Annotated in this window: 15 protein-coding genes and 1 pseudogene; 8 read left to right on the top strand and 8 right to left on the bottom strand. The window is 41.8% G+C overall.

Going from position 1 to position 21,647, the window contains the following annotated elements:
- Position 1: 1 nt before the first annotated feature.
- From C2M25_RS17095 to C2M25_RS17060, 8 genes are all read right to left on the bottom strand, one after another.
- A complete protein-coding gene (locus C2M25_RS17095) occupies positions 2-3,310 on the bottom strand; it encodes a bifunctional diguanylate cyclase/phosphodiesterase (RefSeq protein ID WP_105181670.1) in 3,309 nt (1,102 codons plus the stop codon).
- Positions 3,311-3,432: 122 nt separating this feature from the next.
- A complete protein-coding gene (trhP, locus tag C2M25_RS17090) occupies positions 3,433-4,821 on the bottom strand; it encodes a prephenate-dependent tRNA uridine(34) hydroxylase TrhP (protein WP_105173690.1) in 1,389 nt (462 codons plus the stop codon).
- A 196-nt stretch (positions 4,822-5,017) separates the two neighbouring features.
- Positions 5,018-6,565: a S8 family serine peptidase gene (locus tag C2M25_RS17085; RefSeq protein ID WP_105181669.1), complete on the bottom strand. Its 1,548-nt coding sequence runs from the start codon at positions 6,563-6,565 to the stop codon at positions 5,018-5,020.
- A gap of 12 nt (positions 6,566-6,577) precedes the next feature.
- Positions 6,578-7,159, bottom strand: coding sequence for a hypothetical protein (locus tag C2M25_RS17080; protein WP_105181668.1), 582 nt, complete (start codon positions 7,157-7,159; stop codon positions 6,578-6,580).
- A 455-nt stretch (positions 7,160-7,614) separates the two neighbouring features.
- The gene (locus C2M25_RS17075; RefSeq protein ID WP_105181667.1) at positions 7,615-8,103 is read right to left on the bottom strand and encodes a hypothetical protein; all 489 of its coding nucleotides are present in this window, start codon (positions 8,101-8,103) and stop codon (positions 7,615-7,617) included.
- A gap of 81 nt (positions 8,104-8,184) precedes the next feature.
- Positions 8,185-10,806, bottom strand: coding sequence for a hypothetical protein (locus C2M25_RS17070; protein WP_105181666.1), 2,622 nt, complete (start codon positions 10,804-10,806; stop codon positions 8,185-8,187).
- A complete protein-coding gene (locus C2M25_RS17065) occupies positions 10,806-11,417 on the bottom strand; it encodes a hypothetical protein (RefSeq protein WP_105181665.1) in 612 nt (203 codons plus the stop codon). Before C2M25_RS17065 ends, C2M25_RS17070 begins: the two co-directional genes overlap by 1 nt.
- Before the next feature lie 444 nt (positions 11,418-11,861).
- Complete coding sequence (locus C2M25_RS17060; protein ID WP_105181664.1) at positions 11,862-12,452, bottom strand: hypothetical protein; 591 nt, start codon at positions 12,450-12,452, stop codon at positions 11,862-11,864.
- A 241-nt stretch (positions 12,453-12,693) separates the two neighbouring features.
- On the opposite strand from C2M25_RS17060, the gene ndk reads away from it, so the two are divergent.
- The 8 genes and pseudogenes from ndk (at position 12,694) to bamB (ending at position 21,578) form a co-directional block, all read left to right on the top strand.
- A complete protein-coding gene (gene ndk, locus C2M25_RS17055; protein WP_105181663.1) occupies positions 12,694-13,125 on the top strand; it encodes a nucleoside-diphosphate kinase in 432 nt (143 codons plus the stop codon).
- A gap of 170 nt (positions 13,126-13,295) precedes the next feature.
- Positions 13,296-14,426, top strand: coding sequence for a bifunctional tRNA (adenosine(37)-C2)-methyltransferase TrmG/ribosomal RNA large subunit methyltransferase RlmN (locus C2M25_RS17050; protein ID WP_105181662.1), 1,131 nt, complete (start codon positions 13,296-13,298; stop codon positions 14,424-14,426).
- A gap of 114 nt (positions 14,427-14,540) precedes the next feature.
- Positions 14,541-16,349: a type IV pilus biogenesis/stability protein PilW gene (gene pilW / locus C2M25_RS17045; protein WP_105181661.1), complete on the top strand. Its 1,809-nt coding sequence runs from the start codon at positions 14,541-14,543 to the stop codon at positions 16,347-16,349.
- Positions 16,346-17,215: a RodZ domain-containing protein gene (locus C2M25_RS17040; protein ID WP_063704197.1), complete on the top strand. Its 870-nt coding sequence runs from the start codon at positions 16,346-16,348 to the stop codon at positions 17,213-17,215. The genes pilW and C2M25_RS17040 overlap by 4 nt, the downstream gene beginning before the upstream one ends.
- Positions 17,216-17,220: 5 nt before the next feature.
- The gene (ispG, locus tag C2M25_RS17035; RefSeq protein ID WP_054553525.1) at positions 17,221-18,339 is read left to right on the top strand and encodes a flavodoxin-dependent (E)-4-hydroxy-3-methylbut-2-enyl-diphosphate synthase; all 1,119 of its coding nucleotides are present in this window, start codon (positions 17,221-17,223) and stop codon (positions 18,337-18,339) included.
- A gap of 132 nt (positions 18,340-18,471) precedes the next feature.
- The gene (gene hisS / locus C2M25_RS17030; protein ID WP_063704195.1) at positions 18,472-19,746 is read left to right on the top strand and encodes a histidine--tRNA ligase; all 1,275 of its coding nucleotides are present in this window, start codon (positions 18,472-18,474) and stop codon (positions 19,744-19,746) included.
- Positions 19,747-19,770: 24 nt separating this feature from the next.
- Positions 19,771-20,391, top strand: a complete 621-nt coding sequence (locus C2M25_RS17025; protein ID WP_063704192.1) for a YfgM family protein — start codon at positions 19,771-19,773, stop codon at positions 20,389-20,391.
- A gap of 9 nt (positions 20,392-20,400) precedes the next feature.
- Positions 20,401-21,578, top strand: a pseudogene (bamB, locus tag C2M25_RS17020) (outer membrane protein assembly factor BamB).
- Positions 21,579-21,647: the final 69 nt, after the last annotated feature.

Genomic DNA, 21,647 nt, shown 5'->3' with positions numbered 1-21,647 from the left:
CTTACCTTGAAAAACTTGGTGACTTCACAAATTCATACAGCACCTTAATTGGCAGGGGCTTACTAAAGTAATAGCCTTGTACTTGAGAGCATTCAAGCTCTTTAAGTATGTTCAGCTGCTGCTCGCTTTCAACGCCTTCAGCAATTGACTCCATATTTAACGCACTGGCTAAATCAATCATGGCTTTAACAATTGCTTTATCAGCATCACTGGGGTTTTCTAAATCATCAATAAATGATTTGTCGATTTTTAGCTTATCGAGAGCAAAGTCTTTTAAGTAATTCATTGACGAATAGCCTGTGCCAAAGTCATCAATCGACATTTTAAACCCTGCTTCACGTAGTTTTGTAATCGTGTTTAATGCAAATTTAGGATTACCAATAGCAATGGTTTCCGTTAACTCAAGTTCAATACATTCAGGCTCAATAGAATAAGTTTGTAATACAGAGATTAAATCGCCAAGCAGCTGTTTTTTAACAAACTTCGTTGCCGATAGATTTATTGCAAAAGTAATTGGAGGCATGTTGTCATCTTGCCACTGGCGAATTGTTTTAGCTGTATTTTCGAATACCCAGTCATCAATTTCGCTAATGCGGCCACTGCTTTCAGCAATAGGTATAAATTCAGCAGGTGATACATTGCCTAGAGTTTCGCTGTTCCAGCGTAATAATACTTCAACAGCCACCACAGCGCCTGAGGCTATATCTATTTGTGGTTGAAAAACTAAATAAAGCTCATTATTTTCAAGGGCAAAATTAAGAGCATTGATGATTTGTAATTGCCTAAGGCCAGATTTATTCATTTCTTCGGCGTAAAATAACGCATTGTTTCTACCCTGCCGTTTAACCTCAAACATCGCTGATTCTGCTTTTTGCAGTAGCGGCTCAAATTCTTTGCCATCCATCGGATACAGAGCAACCCCCACGGATGCCGTAACAACAATGAGTTCATCATTTATCGTAAGTGGCTCACTGATCACCCTTAATAGATCGTGGCTGCTCTTATTTATAGCGCCGGTGGAGGTATAAGGCGTAATAAATGCAAAGCGGTCGCCTTGCAGCCGTGCAACCATAATGTGCTCACCCATGAAATTACAAATTCGCGCACTCAAGCTTTGTAACACTAGGTTGCAACTCGCCATTCCCAATGCTTTATTGAGAATCTTAAAGTTATCTAAACCAATTAAAATAAAGGCTGCTTTTGTATCTGCTTGAAGCTTAATGGTTTGTTCAAATTCCATCTGTAACTTGTCTTGGTTTGCAAGCCCTGTTAGCTGATCAAAATAAGAAAGTTGATGTATGAGGGTTTCACTTTCGACTTCTTTAGTCACATCATGCTGAAACGAAATGTAGTTACTCACCTTCCCTTGCTTATCCATTATTGGGTAAATGGTCGTTTGCTCAACAATCACTTTACCGTGCTTGGTCATGTTAACCAAAGCACCCACCCAGGCTTTGTGATTATTTAGATGCTCCCACATCACTTGATAAACAGCAGGTTCAGTTTGCCCAGCACTGATTTTATGCGGGCTTTGGCCTATTAGTTCATCATACTCGTACTGACACATTTCAAGATATGCGCGATTCATATATTCAATTTTTGCATCAGTATTGGTAAACATAATGGGGTGTGGATTTTGCTCAACCGCTTGAGACAAAATATGCATGCGTTTGTTTAAATTAATTTTATGAAACCATTGCCACACTGACTCAGCCCAAACCGTTAGCATGTTTTTATCTTGCACACTAAACACCTTGGTTTGATGCTGCAAAATAATGGCCATATGACATTGACTATGGCGTATCACTGGCACCACTAACAATGAGTTAGAGTCACTTGGTAACCCGTATTCTTTTGCATGTTTACGATTAACAATGACAGCTTCTCCTGCTGCTATTTTGGCTTGTAATTTTTCAGTGCATACTTCAAACGGATTGCCTTGCTCAGCACTGTAGGCATGCTGTTTTAGCTCGTTGCAAATAAACAAAGCCGCACCATCACAATTGGTAATTTCGAGGGCTTGGTTTACAGCATAATTTAACAACACATCTTGATCGTCTTGAAACGATATTTCGGTTAAGTGTAATAAACCCCGATTAAACTTACTTTGCTGGGCAAGTGCCGCCATACGCCCTACTTTCTCTGACACATCGCGGGCGTTCACCAAATACGTTGGGCCATCATTATCGTGCTCGAACAAGGTCACCGAAAATTCAAAATGAATCACCCAGCCATTTACGCTAATAGGTAAAGTATTAACCAAACAGACACCTGACTTTTTTGCCTCCATGAGTGTACGCATAAAATCTTGCGCATCTGATTTTTCAAACATACTGCTAATATTTTGTCCAACTATCGCTTTGGTAAACACATGGCTATCGGAGTTATCGCTAAAGACTTCGCGAAAAGTGCCGTCTTTTTCAAGCTCAAAAACAGAGTCTGGCAGAGCGGTGAGAGTTGCTTTAAGCTGCTTAGAGGAGTTATCTAGTGCCGCATACGGTTTAGTGACGGTTTCAACAAAGAGAATTTTATACAGTAAAAAGTAGGTGAGCCCTTTATAAACATGCCCAAAAAAATTAAAGGTGTTGGTGGTGTGTGATGCATCATTAAACATCACAAAACAGGCCTCACTTAAAATAGCTAATAGGCATACTAATGTTTTACCTGCAATGTTTAAGTTCGCTCTAGGTTTACGAAGCTGTGTCGCGAACGTGACGACGGCTGCACCGTAAAGCGCCAAAACAAGTAGCTCAATTAGAAACTTAATATGACTCCCGCCTACTCCTTCAATATAAATTTCTGGCAGTAAATCAGGAAAGTAAAAGAATGTGCTTGCGATGGTCAAACAACAAAGCAACAAAGAGGCAAGCAAGGCACGCGCGTTTAACGGTTTATAATTAACCCAAATTCCTGCCGCAATAATTAAAAATGCAGCCCCATTAAACAACCGAGCAATAAGCCAAAAACTCAATACCAGATTCATATCAGCATGGCCGTCATGCATGCTATCAAAGGCTAAAAAATGTAATGAATCAAAAATAGCAACGCACAACATTGTGCAAGACAGTAGTAATAGTTTGTAGTTATTCGTAAAGTGCCAAGTGTTCCAACCAATCGCAAATATTAAAAACGAGATCACAACTGAAAATAATTCGACGCTCGTATGCATTGCTACATAAAAAGGAATAGCAGCAATAAGACCCAATCGCTCAAGTAGCAAAACAACAGCCAGCAGCAATACCCCTAACGCAATATAAGGTACAGTGTGTAAAAGCTCTTTTTGATGTGATGGATGAACAACGTATTTCACTATAGTTTTTGACTATATTTAATTAATACCCTTAGAAAAAAGGATAGTAAAAATAACCAATAACGACAGTGAAATACCAAAAAAGATGAGGTAAATGCGCTAAGTATGACTTAGCGCATCTTCTATTTAGCTTTATTGAATGGATTGCGGGTGTCTTGGTCGGCATCGAGATTACGCATCAAAATTGCGTGATCTAAATCGATATCTTCTGGCAGAGGAATTTTAACAATATGGCCAGAACCTTTTGCATCGCTAATGGCTTCGCCTTTTTTGTTTTCCATAAAATCCAACTTAAAGTTGATGTTGCCTTTTGGTGTCATAAGCTCAAGTGAATGACCAGTACAGAACTTATTTTTCACATCAATTTCAACTAAGCCATTATCGTTGCGACCTAATACTTCACCCACAAACTGCTGTTTATCTGACACCGAATGACCATACTCATAGTTTTGATAGTCTTGATGTGCGTGGCGTTTTAAAAACCCTTCTGTATAACCACGATGCGCTAAGTTCTCAAGAGTTTTAAATAAGTTTGCGTCAAATGGACGACCAGCAACGGCATCATCAATGGCTTTACGATACACTTGTGCAGTACGAGCAACATAGTAGAAAGACTTGGTACGGCCTTCAATTTTTAAACTATGCACGCCCATTTTCGTTAGTTGATCAACATATTGAACTGCACGTAAATCTTTTGAGTTCATTATGTAAGTGCCATGCTCGTCTTCAAAAGCAGGCATGTATTCACCAGGGCGGCCCTGCTCTTCAAGCATGAATACTTCGGTACTTGGCGCACCATCACCTAGGGTTGGGATCACCGCTTTAGGGTCGATTTTATGCACCATTTCGCCGGTTTCATTTTCGGTGCCTGGTTTCACATCGTAGTTCCAACGACATGCATTAGTGCACGTTCCTTGGTTTGGATCGCGTTTATTAATATAACCCGATAACAAACAACGGCCAGAGTACGCCATGCAAAGTGCACCGTGAACAAACACTTCAAGTTCTGTATTTGGGCATAGCTCACGAATTTCAGCGATTTCTTCAAGCGATAATTCGCGCGATAAAATGACTCGCTCAATGCCCTGCTGAGCCCAAAAGTTCACAGTGGCATAGTTCACCGCATTGGCCTGCACAGATAAGTGAATCGGCATATCTGGCCATTTCTCACGCACTAGCATGATAAGCCCAGGATCTGACATGATCAGCGCATCTGGCTGCATCTCAATGACAGGCTCAATATCGCGTAAGTACGATTTTACCTTGGCATTATGAGGAGCAATGTTCGACACTACATATAATTTTTTATTTTGCGCATGCGCTTCGTTGATACCGGTTTGCAGGTTATCTAAGTCAAACTCATTGTTACGAACACGAAGGCTATAACGAGGTTGGCCAGCGTAAACGGCATCTGCACCATAAGCAAAGGCATAACGCATATTCTTTAAACTACCCGCAGGTGATAACAACTCAGGCGTAAAAGGACGAGGGGTCAAAATAGGTGACGACATGAAAGCTCCACACATCGAACCGAGTACAAGTCGGTTGCATGAATTAATACGATAATGAAGCGCGGCAGTATAATAACCTGCTCAGTAATTTTATTGATCTAGATCATGATTGATTCATAGAGCTTATTGATGAGTAGGTGACAAACGAAAAAAGCGCCAAAAGCGCTTTGGTCATAACAACAATATAGGGGAATAGTTAATGGGCTGAACCATCTCCGCCGCGTAATACATTACTAGATGCTTTACACCCATTTTCAGCGATATAATCAACAGCCGCTTTTGCTTGCACTATGCCCCAGCCGTAAGCATGATCATAACCCATACTCCCCTGATCATCGGCTGATGCTCTCAGTGCTAAACGAATGCCATTTGCAGAACACTCAGGGTAATTACTCCATACCAATGCAGCTACGCCGGAAACATGAGGAGTTGCCATCGAAGTACCTGATTTAAAGTCATGATCTGAAAACTCAGCGACAGTTATTGTGGTTTCTTTCCCGAGGTTGTCCATTAAATTAAGACCCTCATTTCTTGTCACAGAGCCAGCAATCATAGAAGTAGGGTTAATAGTACCGATAAGCTGGCTTTGGTTATTATTACGAATAATAACTCCCACACCGCCATCCGCTTCACACTGCTCTACTTTTTTATAAAACGGAATTTCCCCTCGTTCGATTAAACAGATTTTTCCTGTTACATCACCACAGCTCTGAGTACCTAAACCACAATCAACTAGCTCCCCAGTAACAGTACCAAAACGCGAGCCATCCATACCATAATATTGGAAATTAACACTTTCTTGCGTGACATTAAATTTTGAAAAGCGCGCGCGGTTAACAGGCACAGTTGAGAAAACATTAACGCCTGGCGCTGCTAGTTCAATTTGACTGCTTCGCTGAGAAAAGCTTGCATGATTTTTAGTGCTATCAACCGCTGCAACTGAAATCACACTGTCATAAGATGCAGGATAGCTATGTGAAGCTTCACCAGCATTTCCTGCTGCCGCAACCATTAATATATTCGCACGAGCAACTTTATCTAACGCTTTTTCTTCAATCGGGCTTGAATATTTTCCACCAAGGCTCATCGAAATAACCGTTGAACCAGCTTGTTGACACTCATCAATCGCACCAGCTAAATCCGAAGCGTAAGCCCAGCTACCATTACCAGCAAAAACACGCACAATGTGCATATCAAGAGAATGATCATCGACAATCCCTGTCGTACCAAACTCATTGTCGATTGCGGCAATCGTGCCCGCAACATGAGTGCCATGACCAAATGGATCTTGATACCACACTCCAGCACCGCCATCGTCTGAGCCTGTAACACCAGCACTCGGCAAATCTGGGTGTTCTAAGGCATAACCGCTATCGATTACACACACTTTTTGTCCGCCTTGGTATTGAACTTGATCAGCTTGAACCATCGCTAAACCATACGGAATATATTGCGAAGCGCCTTCAGACATTAACTTTCTTGGTACGTCAGGGTAAAAAGTCTTTACGTTTGTAAGCCCTGTAACATTGGCTAACTGAGTTTTATCAATCGAAATTGCAAAACTTTCTAGTGAACTAAGCTCTTTTTCTATTTTAATATTATTTGATAACAACTCAGATTTAAGCGCAGAGGCTTTATTACTATTTGCTTCTAGAACAATTCGCATTGATTGATCAGCTAAAGAAGGAAAACTATAAGCAAGAGCAATGCTTGCCGCTAAAACTGTTTTTTTATTTATCATCATTAAACTCCTTCTCTACTCTGCGTTGTCGTCATTTTTGCTACTTGGGCAATCTTTCACTTGTACATTGCCACTTATTGTTCCGGCATTGTTATAGCCTTGGTATGGACCAGACTCGAGTAACATCAGATTCAATAACCCATTTGCACCAAATCCAGATTTAATACCTTCAGAAATATCCATCATACATGCAAAGCCAACCCCCTCTCCAGGCAGGCTAGGATTGGTTGAGTTATAATTAAACTCAACTTGATACATCCCCTCAGTGCAAATATCTTGTTTGCAAAATAATCGCTCATCACCAGACTCAGCCCCATCAGGTGATACAGGATCTTCACTACATAAGCCTGCACCATAAACCTGTGCGTTAAATGATACTCCTCCAGATTGTTGCCAATCTAATGCAGTTACATCTTTGTAATTTACTTTTCCGCTTACTTCTCCATCACAACGAGCTGCATGTGCTGTAAACACAGCTTTTCCAGCCCCACCCTTTGAATTAAGAGTGCCGCCAGCGTTAACTTGAGCGTCTAACTTTGCACATCCACCCATAATAGCGAATGATGTGATTAACAACCCTAACTGCGTTTTTTTCATATTAATTCCTTGTTGTTTGTTTTTATTAAAAACAGCTAAAACCACTCAATAGTAAAATATATTTAATTTATACAATTAGTTATGAGTGACAAAATAAGTAATAGAGGAAGTGAAATGAGAATTCAACACACTAAAAAGGGTAAAAACCATGGCAAAAAAAACGATTAAATTAATTGTAAAAAAACGCCTTAATTAACATGCCGTTAAATATTTATTTACAAAAAATAAAAGTGTATCAATCTGTACCAAAATGTAATCAAGCACTTAAATATTATAAAAACAGATACAAACTAGCACTTTAGAACTACAGAAATTAAACTAAGTAAGGACTTATACAGAAAAGAAAAAGGTGACCAATCCTATGGCCACCTTTTTAGATCAAACTCAATTAACTATCCAGGGTAATTGGTTTGGATTTGCTAATGTTAACAGCAAAGCCCTTAACATTGATATTTTTATACGCCAGTTAAGCGTTCTCGGCGTTTTTTCCACAATAAGAACTGATAACCAAGTAGGCCATCGGCCTGAATATTGATCCGCCCACCTGCGGCTTTTATCACTTGCAATTGCTTTGGCTTATCGTCGAATTCAAATTTGAATTTATATGACGTCAGTGTTTGCTTAATCAAACTAATGGCAAGCTCCTGCTCTTTTGCAGCCTGAATGGTGACCATTTCATCCTGATTAAAGCGGTACTTAATTTGTTTATTTGTTGCGATTAGTTTCGGCATCAAATTAGCGATATGTTCATTCCAGTGCGCAGACTTTTTTGCGTATTCCATTGAAGCCGCTTCATCTAGCTCCCATGTGGTCAATAGCTCTTCAGGAACATTAAACCCTTTGTTGGTTGAGCTTGCAGCTTGATGGGTTTGCGCACTAGCTTGATCAGGAATAAAGCTTAGAATACATAACCATATTATTGTTATTAATGAACTTTTATACATTAGCAGGCCTTTGTTACAAAGATATTGAAATAAAGGCCCAGCCACCTAGCCGGACCTTTAAGCGCTTAACACAAAATGGTATTAGTCATTAATATGTGCGCAGCGGCCAAATTCAGCACCTGCCGACACCGCATCAACCACTTGCTTAGGGAAGCTAAGTTCACGGTCGCGGCCGTTATCACATACAAATGCCTTATTCGCGTCAATTTCTATTGATAAAACTGCGCCAGCAATGCCAGCCATGATTTCAGAACCATCAGCACTTAGACCAAACATGTTATCGGTAAGCAAGCCTTTTGCTTCAGTAACACCTTGCTTAGCAAAGAACTCTGCTGATGACATCCAGCCAATACCTTTTAAATAAATAGCGCCAACAAAACCGCCAGATAGAGGGCTACCAGCGCGTCCGGTGATCATCGATAAGTCCTCATTTGCATCAAGAACCATCACTGAAGGTAAGCCAAATCCTAGTTCAACTAATTCTTCATGGCTGTAGCCTAGGTCGCAATAGTTGGTCCAGAAACTTATCGCAGGAATGTTGTCACACCAACGTAAGCTACCAATTTTTTGAGTTGTATTGGTTACTGTATCCCATACTTTAACGCCAGCAGGACGACGGTTTTCGATGGCGCCAAAGGCGACATAACGACCATTTTCAGAAATAACTGAATTGTCGATTGCACCAAACTCCGTGTAGGTATCAACAAGCTCGCCATTCACCCAGGCAATTTGCGTAAAGCCATTCGTTGAACCTGTAATGGTTTCGCCATTACCAGAGATACGATCTGCTCGCGCCCATGCCGTACGACGAATTTGCTCATCGCCATTCATAATAGCGATTTCTTTACCGCTACCATAAGTACGGTCAACCATTTGGGTGCCAGGTAAAACGCTTGCTTTACCCGTGTTTGCATCCCAAACAGTAGGCATACCAACTGAACGCGCAGCTTCGCCTTCAGCACAGCGATTTGAACCATCGTATGGGAAGCGTGTTGTACCAACAATCAACTTACCATCATCATCCATATCCCAGATGCTATGTGAGCTTTGCCCCTGCTGACTTGAAAGCGAGCAACTATTCCCCGTTAAATCTTCAAGCATTGATACTTTGCCAGAGTTTATATCCCAGACGCCGCCTTGCATCACGCCATTATCATTAAAGTGTGCGGTAATAGCAGCTTTAGTGGCTGTTTTGTTCATTGCTGTGCTTGTAGAGCTTAATAAAGCGTAGCCATCAGGGCTTACTAAAGTATCAAACGAATTAGTCGCACTGTCGTATAAGAAAGGAATACCCGAAGAGGTTGTTCCAAGTGCTTTTTTACCGTTTTTAGCGTGATCCATTACAAACGCTGAAATCAGTGGCGTATATTGAATACCATCTTGATAACCGTTGAAGAACATCTCAACTTGTTTAGTTTCACCCGCTGAAACAACTATCTCTGTCATCGCACAGGCATTATCTATTCCCGGGTTTGCACTTTCGTTGTCATTCCAATATTCAGCTTCAGAAAGAATATTCGTTTGCTGAGTTGGATAACCACCTGCATTGATCTCTTGAGTATAAAGAGCATAACGTGCCCCCGGCGTTAAGCCATTAATGGTAAATGAGCCATCTGGGCCGATACGGCCTTGTGTCATGTTACCTGACTGTTGGCTGATCACATCTTCGTAAGGGTTATCAAGGTTACGCGCTATTAAATTCACCCCTGAGTACTCTACTCCCTCTTTTGTTAAGAGCTTACCTTGAATAGAGCCAAACTGTGATTGGTACTGCGCCGTAGGATAAAGATCTGAAATATTAACGATGTCATCTTTCACATTAATGGTGTGTTGATTTGCACCAGCACTGCCGCGCACATTAATAAACGGGAACATCGTCTCAATGGCAGAATAATCTAACATACTAGAGCTGGTAAATTTAGTGACACCTTCACAACCTGGTACACCGTCGTATTGCGGACTATAGCTTGCCGACATATACACTAAGTGACCATTTGCTTGCGAGTGAGACATATTGATCGCATGGCCAAACTCATGGGTGAATACCCCACCAACTTGCGTGCCATCGGTATCACTAATATCAACAAACCAGCCATTCATTAAAGCTGTCGCTTCGATAATTTCGCCAGTTTCTTCGTCGGCCCATTCAGGGAATGCAATACCTAAAACAGCGCTTCTTGGCACACCAAAATAGTTTTCTAAAATGCTACCATCAGTGTCGTAATTGACCCAAAAGCCATAACCATTCTCAACACCATAAATTTGATCAACATTTTCTGCAGTCACATCCGTAATGCCTGTTTTCTCAAAAATCGTGCCCTGTACTGACATCTCGAAAGTCGACGTTTCTACATCAGACCACTCTTTCACAGCATTCGCCGTTACTTTGTTGGCTTGCTCAATCGTTAAAAATGTATAATCTCGGTCCAGTTCAGTGTATGCAGGGATCACTGTGCCATCAGGTAAAGTAACATCAACGTTAAAAACAGTGCCTTTTTCAAGTACAGTGAAGGTTTCGACATCGTTACCGTCTTTATCTTTGATAAGTTGGCCGCCATCTGTCCACACTGGAATACTGCCTTTTGAGGTGTCCCATTTATATGGCTGCATTGTCGGTTCATGAATATAGAGTGGGCCACCGGCTAACGCACCTGTTGAAATAGTTGCGAGGGCTAATGCTGCTGCGATTTTAGAAAATTTCATTATTGTTGTACTCCAGACAGTTTACCTACTAAATCCATAAAAACTCCCACATCGACTGCACCAGGTGTGGTTAAGAGATTTTGTTGCTCTGCTGATAAGCTGTTGGTATCTAACCCTTCAAAAACACCTTTGTTAGCAAAAATGTTTTCTACTTTGCCATTGCGCACTACAAATTTACCTTGGGCAAGCCCTACGGTCGTTTGAAACCCTGTGATTGATGCTGGCTTATACATAAAGGCAATCACTTGTTCGCCTTCTTGCCATTTAGAAAAACCTTCAGGCGTTGCGCCTAAATACACTTTGCCATTGCCCATAGAACGGGGTTTTATCAGGCCAAACTGACGAAAAGTATAATTTGAATCGTCTTTTAACTTGCCTTTTGCATCTGACGAAACCTGAATAGTCACTTCGGTATAGGGACGATTGTTATCAAAACCATCTGTTACGCTTACCACCTGGCCAGCAATAATGCTCTGTGACTCAACAGCCATCTCTTGTAAGTTTTGTTGTTTTAGTTTCATTGCATTGGCTGCGGGGCTCAAAGTCAGCATGGTGCCAAGTGCAAAAGCTGACGCGCATGACAACTTAGAAAGTGCACTGCGTAGTTTCATTGTTCTCTCCTTTGATTATTCAAATTAAAATGAAAGTGAGATTTTTGGTTTAGAAAAAATCAACTCACTAATATTTTATGATTGAATAAGTTCAGGAATTCACGAAAAACCATGTAGCGTTTTGTACACTTAAAATTAACATTTCGATTACAATTTTATTGTTGCTATTTTTCTCTGAAAAGATAGATTAAATTCACACGAAAAATTAAAAACCAATTATTTTCAAAAAGTTAAAACATCACCACTTTATCATGGGTAATTAGCTTACCCATGATAAAGTGAACAAAAGGTTAACGGCAAAGTGGTGTTTTTACATTTTTTAAATGTGTAATGGAGCAGGTAAATTTATACCAATTAGCTTAGCTGGATGAGCAAATTGTAAGCGAGTAGAGATTGGGTATGTCAGCAGAGAAGCCCCGCTGACAATAGCTGATTAATAGCAATTTAAAAAAGCTGCACTTCTTCAGTTTCAAGCGCAAAGGTTTTGCCATTTGCAAAACTTATATCGATATAAAAAATATGACTACTCTCAACTTCTGGAGCTTGGTTAGGTTTTAGTTCAATAAATATAGGTGCAGTCGTGGGGAATACGCTTGCGAAGTCTTCAACACTGGCATAGTTGCCATCACTGTAATAATCAAAATCACTATTATACATTTCTTTGATATCAAACAGGCTATTTAAACTCGTACCCGCGGTGAGCTCACTGTTGTAATCAGCGCTTGAGTAAATATTAATAGCTGTAATGGTATTCGCGCTCCCTAATACCACTGCTGGGATAGGACAGTCCGCATATTCTTTATTAGGGTCAGGCTCATCTCCTTCACTATAAACACCTTTGCCAGCACCGCCTAATTTTATGATATAGGCATCATAAGCGAGTGCTGTGTTAGCCTCGTTTTGCCCTGGGGTGACAACATAATTATCAATATCGATTGCCAGGGGAAAAGGGTGGCACGTTAGCTCATCATTTGAGTCTGAATTACAACCCGCTAAACAACTTGCGAGTAGACTGACCAGTAAAAGCTTTTTCATAATTGTCCTTATTAGTTTTGTCATTTCCTAAGATAATAATTACTTATTAAACTGCTCATAACAAGTGCTTAGCGGTGCAAGCACGCTCATTTTTTATACTCAAGTTGCTATACGTAGTGAGGGTTCATGAAAATGCCATCAAATGACTATTTAATAAAATTAGGAATTTTCACGTAAAGCGCGTATAATTCGCGCCCGTTAATATTTAACCTTTAAATTTAAAAATTATTGGAGCATAAAGATGGCTTTAGAGCGTACTTTTTCAATCGTAAAACCTGATGCAGTTGCTAAAAACCACATCGGTGCTATCTACAACCGTTTCGAAACTGCGGGTCTTAAAATCGTTGCAGCTAAAATGGTTCACCTTTCAAAAGAAAAAGCTGAAGGTTTCTACGCTGAGCACAGCGAGCGTCCTTTCTTCGGTGCTTTAGTTGAGTTCATGACATCTGGTCCAGTAATGGTTACTGTTCTTGAAGGTGAGAACGCAGTACTTAAAAACCGTGAAATCATGGGTGCTACTAACCCTGCTGAAGCACTAGCTGGTACTTTACGTGCTGACTACGCAGAAAGCATCGACGAAAATGCTGTTCACGGTTCTGACGCTGTTGAATCAGCTGCACGTGAAATCGCATACTTCTTCGCTGACGAAGAAATCTGCCCACGTACTCGTTAATTTCGAGTTCACAGCTAAGTCTGTGATGCAGAAGAAAAAGGGCTTTCGGGCCCTTTTTTAGTCATTAGCTAAGCCTATTGTAAATCTGTTTAGCTAATGACTAAGTCGATTAAATAATGTACAATCGCGCACCCAAACTACTTACCACCGTCACTGATTGAGGTTGTTTCATGACCACTGAAAAAAAGATTAATTTATTAGATTTAAACCGAGATGCAATGCGTGAGCTTTTTGTATCATTCGGTGAAAAGCCATTCCGTGGTGATCAGGTGATGAAATGGATTTATCATTTTGGCGTCGACAATTTTGACGACATGACAAACGTCAACAAAAAGCTGAAAGAAAAACTAAAAGCTGAATGTGAAATTGTTGCTCCTGAGATCTCAGTTAAGCAAGTAGCAAGTGATGGCACCATCAAATACGCACTTTTACTTAAAGGTGGCCAAGAAGTAGAAGCTGTTTGGATCCCAGAAAAAGACCGTGCAACTTTATGTGTATCTTCACAAGTAGGTTGTGCCCTTGAATGTACGTTCTGCTCTACAGCACAACAAGGCTTTAACCGTAACCTAGCGGTGTCTGAGATCATTGGTCAAGTTTGGCGTGTAGCGAAAGACATTGGTTTAGACGGCGACAGTACTAAGCGCCCTGTGACTAACGTGGTAATGATGGGTATGGGTGAGCCACTACTCAACCTTAAAAACGTCGTACCCGCAATGGAACTTATGATGGACGACTGGGGTTTTGGTTTATCAAAACGTCGCGTTACATTAAGCACCTCAGGTGTGGTGCCTGCTCTTGATTTATTAAAAGAGAAAATTGACGTAGCGCTGGCTATTTCACTTCACGCGCCAAACAATGAGCTGCGTGATATACTGGTACCAATTAATAAAAAGTACCCGATTGAAGAGTTTTTAGCAGCGTGTCGTCGTTATATCGACGGCTCTAAAGCAAACAAAGATGTGACTATCGAATACGTTATGCTACAGGGTGTGAACGACAGCACAGATCAAGCACACGAATTGGTTAAAACATTAAAAGGAACACCTTCAAAAGTGAACCTGATCCCGTTTAACCCATTCCCAGGTAACGAATATGGCCGTTCAAGCAACAGCCGAATTGACCGTTTCTCTAAAGTACTACAAGCTGCGGGTATCACCTGTATTGTTCGCCGTACTCGTGGTGATGATATTGATGCTGCCTGTGGTCAATTAGTGGGTGACGTTGTTGACCGTACAAAACGTTTAGCGAAAAAGAAAATGCGCGAAGATAACGCAATTGCGGTAAATGTTCACCAAGCATAAGCGACATATTTAAAGACAAGCCTTTGTGACAAACTCGTTATTTTTAAAATAATAGATGCAACACAAAGGCTTTTCGGTAAGATAGGCATACGGAATCAAAGAAGAGATTAGGTAATGCGTTCTATACTTGCCATTACTGTTAGTGCATTCGCATTAACAGGGTGTGTTACAGAAAACAGCTACGACGGAAGCGACAGACCCGTTGTAGAAAAAAAGATTAATAATACTGGTGCTGCTCGTACTCGTATCGCCCTTGCGTTACAGTACTTAAAAACGGGCAACAACTCGCAAGCAAAATATAATCTAGAACGTGCCGCAGAATTTGCACCTGACCTTCCTGAAGTCCACTACTCTTTAGCCTATTACTATCAACAGGTTGATGAACCTGATCTCGCTGATAAAGCCTATCAACGCGCTTTAAAAATCGCCCCGAATGATCCAAACACCTTAAACAATTATGGTGTCTTTTTATGTGGCATTGGCAAATACGACCGTGCAGCAGAAGAGCTTCTTAAGGCAATTGCCGTTCCTAGCTATATCCGTGTAGCTGAAAGTTACGAAAACTTAGCCTTATGCGCGATTGAATTTGATGACTTTGAAAACGCAGAAAAATACCTAAAATCAGCGCTAAACCACAGCTCGCAGCGCCCTTCTTCAATGATTAGCCTTGCCGGTTTGTATTACGCGAAAAGCGACCTTCATAAAGCTGAAGACGTGATTGAAAAATACGAATCTACCGGTCGCGTGACCCCTCGCGCACTTATGCTTAGCTACCTTATTCAGCAACGTATGGGCCATATCGAAAAAGCCGAAACAACCGCAGGTATTATTTTACAAACCTACCCAGGTTCAGTAGAAGCAAGGGCTATTTCATCAGGGCAAACTAAACGCTCAGAATTTGAAGTTCTGCGTGAAAAATATCGTCAAGCGCAGCTTGAAGAGTTGAAAATATCAAGTGATAACAGCACGGTTAGCAAAGATCAGCCAAAAATTCGTATCGTGAAAAGAAAGGCACCTGCTAAACAAACCGTTGTTGCTGAGGCGTCAGTGGCTACTGCACAGCAGAGCCCTGTACAGACAACACAGGTTCAACCTTCACAAGTAGAGCCAACACTCACTCAAGCAGAGCAAGAACCAGAAATCGTAGCGCAAAGCAATAAGCAGGTGACAGCTGAGGTAAATTCAGACAGCGAAGAGAAACCAGCAACAGAGTCACTCGCCTCTGTGCAACCACGCGAAACAACGCCTAACACGCTCACTGAGCAAACAACTGACGAAGGTTTCCAAACGGTTAGCTCTCGTAAAGTTGAACAGGCCGCTGTTATTGCAAAGCAGCAAACAGACGCGCAAACACCAGCGCAAAGTAATGATGAAGTGACCATAGTGTCATTTGGTGCACCGCAAACGCCAAGCGTTCAACAACAAACGCCAGCAAACTCGCAAAATACCAAAAATGATGCCAGCACTGTGGTGTTTTACGAAGCAGAAAAAGACGAAAACGTATTTAGTGGCAGTCAAACAACGGCGTCAACCGCAAATAGCACTGACTTTAGCGTGACAAACGAGCCGCTTAACTTACCCATGCTGAACGCAAATGTACCGGCGCTGAATATCCCGTATCATATTATTGAAAATGGTGAAAACCTCTTTAGCATTTCGGTGCGATACAATGTTAAACTACAGAAGATTTTGCTGTGGAATGGCTTAAAAGAATCGGATCGTGTACAAAACGGTACTCGCATTTATTTGAACGATCCGAACATTTATCACGACATCAATGATGGCGACACACTCTTTAGCATAGCCACACAGCATAGCGTATTGATCGATCAGTTAATGCGCTGGAACAAATTGAGCCCAGATGTCGCCCTAGAACCTGGGCATAGACTCTTATTGGTAGATCCAGACTCATACGCATTATGAATGAAGAAAACAATTTAGAACAACCACAAGAAACGCTCGGCCAAGCGCTAAAAAAGCGCCGCGAAGACGCTGGAAAGAGCCTTGAGCAACTTGCTGGTGCATTAAAATTATCCGTTTTACAGTTACAACGATTAGAAAACGACGAGCACGAATTACTTGGCCCTACGACCTTTGTAAAAGGTTATATCAGAAGCTATTGCCGTGAGCTGAAAATCGATAGCCAAGCCATGCTTGCATTATTGCCAGAGCACGTTGAGCCTGCAAAAAAATCTAAAATGCAGAGCTTTTCTCGCCGTACAGAAAAAGAAGCACATGACAGCCGTTTAATGCTGTTTAGCTACTTCATTTTAGCGGTGATCATTGGCTCGTCAGTATTTTGGTGGTGGCAAAATAGCAACCAGAATATCGAACAGCCCGTAACGACTGCGATGCCAAATCAGCTTGAAAGCAGTGAGATTTCACCTGATTTAGCTTTAGAAGCGCCTGCTGAAGAAACCATTCAACCACTCGCTGACGACGAGCAAGAAATCGTTCAGCCAGAAGCTGATGTGCCAACAAGCAACAACGAAGCACAAAACCAAGTTGCTGCTCAGCCAGAAACTGAAAAAGCTGATCCTGAGCACAGCGAAGTGGTGATGCACTTCAATGAAGATAGCTGGGTAGAAATTCACGATGGCAACGGCGATCGCATCGCATTCGGTGTTAAAAAAGCAGGTTACGTTATGACAGTAACCGGCCCACAGCCTTTTAGTGTAGTACTTGGAAAACACCAAGTGGTTGATATTACTTTTCAAGGTCAAGCCGTCGATACTTCACATCTTGCCAAAAATCGTTTAGCTAAATTTACTTTACCGTTATCAGAGTAACCGCAATGTTTTCAGAATCTCCTATTAAACGTAGAAAATCGACCCGTATTAACGTAGGTAATGTGCCAATTGGTGATGGTGCACCGATTGCCGTTCAGTCGATGACTAACACCAACACCCTAGATATCGATGCAACGGTTGCACAAATTCAAGCTATTCAAGATGCTGGCGCCGACATTGTGCGTGTATCAGTACCCACCATGGAAGCTGCTGAAGCATTTAAAAGCATTAAAGAACAGGTCACTATCCCGTTGGTAACGGATATTCACTTTGATTACCGTATTGCATTAAAAGTGGCTCAGTATGGTGCGGATTGTTTGCGTATTAACCCTGGTAACATAGGCAGCGAAGAGCGTATTCGTGCCGTTGTAGACTCAGCACGCGAACACAATATTCCTATTCGTATTGGTGTTAATGGCGGTTCATTAGAGCGTGATTTACAAGAAAAATACGGTGAGCCAACGCCAGAAGCTTTACTTGAATCAGCTATGCGTCACGTTGAGATCTTACAACGTTTAGACTTTGATCAATTTAAAGTATCTGTTAAAGCGTCAGATGTATTTTTAGCGGTCGGTGCGTATCGTTTACTTGCCAAAGAAATTGACCAGCCACTGCATTTAGGTATTACCGAAGCAGGCGGTATGCGCTCAGGTTCAGTTAAATCAGCTGTTGGCTTAGGTATGCTACTTGCCGAAGGCATTGGTGACACACTGCGCGTATCACTTGCAGCCGATCCGGTACAAGAGATCAAAGTGGGTTTTGATATTTTAAAATCATTACGCATTCGCTCACGCGGCATTAACTTTATTGCCTGCCCGAGCTGCTCACGCCAAGAGTTTGATGTGGTAAGCACCATGAACCAACTTGAAGAGCGCCTTGAAGACGTGGTTGAACCTATGTCAGTGTCGGTAATTGGTTGTGTGGTAAATGGTCCGGGCGAAGCACTTGTAAGTGATATTGGCCTTGCTGGTGCGAACCGTCGCTCAGGCTTATACATCAATGGCGAGCGCCAAAAAGCACGTATCGATAACGATAACATTGTCGACCAACTTGAAGGCTATGTGCGTGACTTTATCGCTAAGAAAGAGAAAGAAACGCCAATCGACATCAAAATCGTTGAATAATTCGCATATACTCGGCAAACCCTCAGGTTTGCCGTTTACCTTTAGAACCCAAACGGTATAATAGCGGGTCAATTTTTAGTTTTTCTTGAGGCGCGATTTTTTCAGCGCACGTACAGTATTTAGGATTTATCAGTGGCAAAACAAATTCAGGCAGTTCGTGGTATGAACGATTGTCTGCCAGGCGATACGCAAATTTGGCAGAAAGTAGAAGACATTTTACGTGAAACAGTTTCATCGTTTGGTTATCAAGAAATTCGTTTTCCAATTGTTGAATCAACCGACCTATTCAAGCGCTCTATCGGTGAAGTAACCGATATCGTAGAAAAAGAGATGTACACCTTTGCTGACCGTAATGGCGATAACTTAACACTTCGCCCTGAAGGTACGGCAGTCTGTGTGCGTGCAGGTAATGAAAACGGTTTACTGTATAACCAAGAACAACGTTTATGGTACATGGGCCCGATGTTCCGTCACGAGCGTCCGCAAAAAGGCCGTTACCGTCAATTCCACCAATTCGGTTTAGAAACATTCGGCATTGCCACTGCTGATATTGATGCAGAAGTTATTTTGCTGACAGCCCAATTATGGAAAGAGTTTGGTATCAGTGAGCACGTTCGTCTGGAGCTTAATTCATTGGGTTCAAATGAAGCACGTGCAGACTATCGTGATGCACTTGTTGCTTACTTAGAGCAACACGTCGATGTACTTGATGAAGACTCTAAGCGTCGTATGCACACTAATCCTTTACGTGTGTTAGATAGTAAAAACCCTGATGTACAAGCCATTTTAACTGATGCGCCTAAACTATCTGAGCACTTAGACGCTGAATCAAAAGAACATTTTGAAAATTTATGTGAACGTTTAGACGCTGCTGGCGTCGAATACACGGTAAATGAAAAGCTTGTACGTGGCCTTGACTATTACAACCGCACCGTTTTTGAGTGGGTTACTGATAGCCTAGGCGCACAAGGAACCGTTTGTGCCGGTGGTCGTTACGATGGTCTAGTTGAACAACTAGGCGGTAAAGCAACACCAGCGGTAGGTTTTGCAATGGGTCTTGAGCGTTTAGTGTTATTACTTCAAGCACTCGAATGTGTAGGTGACATCCGCCGTAGTGCTGATGTATATTTGGCAGCCATGGGCGATAAAGCCAGCATTCAAGCGCCTATCATTGCCGCTCAATTACGTAAAGATGTTGCGGGTCTTCGTGTTATGGTGCACGCAGGCGGTGGCAACTTTAAAAAGCAATTAAAACGCGCAGATAAAAGCGATGCTCTTGTAGCGGTTATTATCGGCGAAGATGAATTAGAACAAGGCGTTGTGACAATTAAGTACTTACGTGAACGTAAAGAACAAGTCACCTTAAAACTAGAAGAAGCGAAAACGCTACTAGCTGAGCTTATTTAAGCCCAGCTAGCAACAGAGGTAAGCATGGAAATTTATTCAACAGAAGAACAACAAGAAGAAGCGATCAAACGCTTTTTCCGTGAAAATGGTTTAGCACTTGCAATTGGTATTGTTGCAGGTTTAGGTGGTTTATATGGTTGGAAAGCTTATAACCAAAACCAAATCACCACAGCTGAAAAAGCATCTGACTCTTTCACACAACTTGTTGAAAGCGGTGCCGTGCTAGAAAAAGCGGATACGTTTATCAAAGATAATAGCGAGTCAAGCTACAGCACGCTAACAGCATTTGTAGCGGCAAAAGAAGCCGTTGAAAAGAATGACCTTGATGCAGCAAGCGAAAAGCTTAACTGGATCATCACCAACGAGCAAAACCCTGAGCTAAAAGCAACGGCAACAACGCGCCTTGCTCGTGTTCACCTTGCGCAAAAGCAATATGAGCAAGCGCTAACAACGCTAAATGCCCAGCTTCCAGCATCATTTGCTGCTGCAGTCGCTGAATTAAAAGGCGATGTTTATGCTGCACAAGGCGACAAAGACCAAGCACGCAGCCAATACCAAGCAGCGGCTGATAATGGCGGCCTTGAAAATAACCCGTTATTACAAATTAAACTTGATGACTTAGCACAAACTAGCCCAGCGGCGTAAGGGGTTAAGATGAAGAAGTTAACAGCGGCAACACTTGCTCTGTGTATCGCAACCCTAACAGGGTGTTCGTCAAGTGATGACGAAGATGAACTGGTACTGCCTGAAATTGTTAATCAATTTGAGACAGAAGTGGTTTGGCAAGAATCAATTGGTGATGGTGTTCAGCATTATTTCTCGCGCTTAACACCGGCTATTCATAACGATGTTGTGTATGTAGCAAACCGCGAAGGTGAAGTTGAAGCCCTATCGCTTGAAAATGGCGATACTCTGTGGGAAACCGATGTTCGTGAAAACCCAGCCTTTTGGCCTTGGGAAACCACAGAAAGTGCCAAGTTATCGGGTGGTATTTTACAAGCTTACGGCAAGATTTTTGTTGGTTCTGAGCATGGTTATTTAACTGCACTAGACCGTGAAACAGGTGAGATTGTTTGGCGCAAAACTATGCCAGGCGAAGTGCTTGCTAAACCTGCTGCAGGCGACGGCTTAATTTTTGTAAACCTAGGCTCAGGTAAATTATTAGCTTTACACCCAGATACAGGTGAAGAGCGTTGGAGCTTTGAACAAGAAGTGCCACCACTGACGTTACGTGGTCAAAGTTCACCAACCGTAGCAAATGGTGGTGTATTACTAGGCCTTGAAACAGGCAAACTAAGCGTATTAATTTCAGAAAATGGTTACTCTGCGTGGAGTGCTGAAATTGCTTCTCCAAAAGGTGCCTCTGAGTTTGAACGTTTAGTAGATGTGGATACACAAGCATTAATTAGTGGTCCATATGCGTATGCAATCGCCTATAATGGTAACTTAGCAGCCGTTGATATTCGTTCAGGTAATGTTGTTTGGAAACGTGAGTACAGCAGCTACCGAGATTTATCGATGATAGCCAGTCTATCTATGTTGTTGATAGCGATGGTGTTATTTACGGTCTAGATAAAACATCAGGCATTGAGCGTTGGAGCCAACCGGCACTACGCGGCTGGTACTTAACTGGCCCAACTGTGGCTGGTAAATATTTAGCACTGGGTGACCAAGAAGGTAACCTACACTGGTTAGACAAAGAAACGGGCGAGCTTGTATCGCGCGAAGACTTTGACAGCTCAGGTTTCTTTATTGAGCCTGTTGTTGCCGGTGACAAATTAATTTTATACACCCGAGATGGTGAAGTTAGCGCGGTTAAAATTCCAAACTAACTTACTAATAGTAAACGTTATTTTTCTAAGGCTTCGCTTGGCGAAGCCTTTTGTTGTTTTTTTAAGAGG

Source organism: Pseudoalteromonas sp. T1lg21, assembly GCF_002964625.1.
Taxonomy (GTDB): domain Bacteria; phylum Pseudomonadota; class Gammaproteobacteria; order Enterobacterales; family Alteromonadaceae; genus Pseudoalteromonas; species Pseudoalteromonas gelatinilytica.
Note: the sequence above shows the minus strand (reverse complement) of the source record. Positions and strands in the feature narration are given on the sequence as shown.

Excerpts from the sequence above, each read along its gene's own strand:
- trhP (WP_105173690.1), bottom strand. The coding sequence starts at position 4,821 with ATGTCGTCACCTATTTTGACCCCTCGTCCTTTTACGCCTGAGTTGTTA.
- C2M25_RS17085 (WP_105181669.1), bottom strand. The coding sequence starts at position 6,565 with ATGATGATAAATAAAAAAACAGTTTTAGCGGCAAGCATTGCTCTTGCT.
- C2M25_RS17080 (WP_105181668.1), bottom strand. The coding sequence starts at position 7,159 with ATGAAAAAAACGCAGTTAGGGTTGTTAATCACATCATTCGCTATTATG.
- C2M25_RS17075 (WP_105181667.1), bottom strand. The coding sequence starts at position 8,103 with ATGTATAAAAGTTCATTAATAACAATAATATGGTTATGTATTCTAAGC.
- C2M25_RS17070 (WP_105181666.1), bottom strand. The coding sequence starts at position 10,806 with ATGAAATTTTCTAAAATCGCAGCAGCATTAGCCCTCGCAACTATTTCA.
- C2M25_RS17065 (WP_105181665.1), bottom strand. The coding sequence starts at position 11,417 with ATGAAACTACGCAGTGCACTTTCTAAGTTGTCATGCGCGTCAGCTTTT.
- C2M25_RS17060 (WP_105181664.1), bottom strand. The coding sequence starts at position 12,452 with ATGAAAAAGCTTTTACTGGTCAGTCTACTCGCAAGTTGTTTAGCGGGT.
- ndk (WP_105181663.1), top strand. The coding sequence starts at position 12,694 with ATGGCTTTAGAGCGTACTTTTTCAATCGTAAAACCTGATGCAGTTGCT.
- C2M25_RS17050 (WP_105181662.1), top strand. The coding sequence starts at position 13,296 with ATGACCACTGAAAAAAAGATTAATTTATTAGATTTAAACCGAGATGCA.
- pilW (WP_105181661.1), top strand. The coding sequence starts at position 14,541 with ATGCGTTCTATACTTGCCATTACTGTTAGTGCATTCGCATTAACAGGG.
- C2M25_RS17040 (WP_063704197.1), top strand. The coding sequence starts at position 16,346 with ATGAATGAAGAAAACAATTTAGAACAACCACAAGAAACGCTCGGCCAA.
- ispG (WP_054553525.1), top strand. The coding sequence starts at position 17,221 with ATGTTTTCAGAATCTCCTATTAAACGTAGAAAATCGACCCGTATTAAC.
- C2M25_RS17025 (WP_063704192.1), top strand. The coding sequence starts at position 19,771 with ATGGAAATTTATTCAACAGAAGAACAACAAGAAGAAGCGATCAAACGC.